Origin of the sequence: Longimicrobium sp. (assembly GCF_036554565.1) — a bacterium.
Taxonomy (GTDB): Bacteria; Gemmatimonadota; Gemmatimonadetes; order Longimicrobiales; family Longimicrobiaceae; genus Longimicrobium.
On record NZ_DATBNB010000702.1, the window covers coordinates 1 to 1,945 of the forward strand.

General features: G+C 70.6%; 1 protein-coding gene. It reads left to right on the plus strand.

Going from position 1 to position 1,945, the window contains the following annotated elements; all coding sequences use genetic code 11:
- Positions 1-151: 151 nt before the first annotated feature.
- Positions 152-1,945 (plus strand): zinc-dependent metalloprotease (locus VIB55_RS19670; RefSeq protein ID WP_331878373.1); only part of this gene is annotated, 1,794 nt, incomplete at its 3' end.

Consider the following 1,945-nt stretch of genomic DNA (forward strand, 5'->3'; position numbering starts at 1 on the left):
CGCGAGACCGGCCGCATCCGGCGCATCCAGCATGGTTCGTCCCGTGTGGCACGCAGGGAGCGGCGGCGCTTGCCGTCCGCATTCCGGGGTGCTACGCTTTTAGCAGGCCGCCACACGGCCGCCGAGCATCCATTCCCGGAGCGACATCCCTATGAAGTACAGCCTTACCGTGGTACTCGCGGCCGCATTGGTGGCGGGGTGCACCCGCCCGCCACCGCCCGCGTCCAGCCCCACCCCCGCGCCCGGTGGTGCACCCGGCGCACGCACCGGTGCACCGGCCCCGGACGGTGCCGGCGCCGACGCCGGCGGAGACGCGGGCGGCGGGGGAGGCGGAGGGATGCGCGCGGCGCGCCCCCGCGCCTACTCGTCGGTCATCACCTCCGAGGCGCGCTCGCGCCGCGGGATGTTCGGGGTGCACCAGGTGGGCGACAAGCTCTTCTTCGAGATCCCGCGGACGGAGCTGAACAAGGACATGCTGCTGGTGGGGCGCTACGCCCGCGCCGCGGCCACCTCGCCCAACCTGCCCCCGGGGCAGTTCGGCGCCTACGGCGGTGACCAGTTCACCGAGCGCACCATGCGCTGGGAGCGCAACGGCAACCGCGTGATCCTGCGCTCGCCGCAGTTCGACATCACCGCCGACACCTCGCTCTCGGTGTACCGCGCCGTCGAGACGTCGAACTACGCGCCCATCATCGCCGTGCTCAACGTGGAAGCGTACGGCGCCGACTCGGCGGCCGTGGTCGACGTCACGCGGCTCTTCACCACCAGCGTTCCGGAAATCGCCGGCATCCGCGGGACGATCGATGCTTCGCGGTCGTACGTGGAGCGCGCCGTCGCCTTCCCCGACAACGTGGAGATCGAGGCCACGCAGACGGGCGTGCCCACCCCCACGGGGCCGGGGAGCTCGCAGACGCAGGGGCAGAATGCGCCGCCGCGGCTCGCGCAGAGCATTCTGGCGCACTGGAGCCTGGTGCGCCTTCCCGAAACCCCGATGATGCCGCGCCGCTTCGACGAGCGCGTCGGCTTCTTCTCCATCCGCCAGGTGGACTTCGGCACCGACGAGCACCGCTCCGCCGAGCGGCGCTACATCACCCGCTACCGGCTGGAGTGCTCGGAGCGGCGCGAGGGCGACCTTTGCTACCCCAAGAAGCCCATCGTGTACTACGTGGACCCGGCCACGCCCGACCGGTGGAAGCCGTTCGTGCGCGCGGGGATCATCGAGTGGCAGCAGGCGTTCGAGGCCGCCGGGTTCAAGGACGGGATCATTCCGGGGGAGGTCCCGGCGAACGACCCCGACTGGTCGCCCGAGGACATCCGCCACACGGTGGTCCGCTGGCTTCCGTCCACCACCGAGAACGCGGTGGGCCCGCACGTGCACGACCCGCGCACGGGCGAGATCCTGAACGGCTCCGTGCGGATGTTCCACAACATCCTCAACCTGCAGCGCTCGTGGTACTTCACGCAGGCGGCGGCCATCGACCCGCGCGCCCGCATGCTTCCCATGCCGGATTCGCTGATGGGAAGGCTGCTGCAGTTCGTGGTGGCGCACGAGATCGGGCACACCATCGGCCTGCAGCACGACCAGATCGGCAGCTCCACCTACCCGGCCGACAGCGTGCGCAGCCCCACGTGGGTCGCCAAGATGGGGCACTCGCCGAGCATCATGGACTACTCGCGCTTCAACTACGTGGCGCAGCCGGAAGACAACATCCCGCTGGAGCACATCATCCCGCGGGTGGGGCCGTACGACCGCTACGCCATCATGTGGGGGTACAAGCCGATCCCCGGCGCGCGCACCAGCGAGCAGGAGCGCCCCACGCTGGAGCAGTGGTCGCGCATGCAGGACACCATCCCCTGGTACCGCTTCTCGGCCGGCAACGAGTTCGGCGGCTACGGCACGCTGAACGAGGCGGTGGGCGACGCGGACCCCATCCAGTCCACGGGG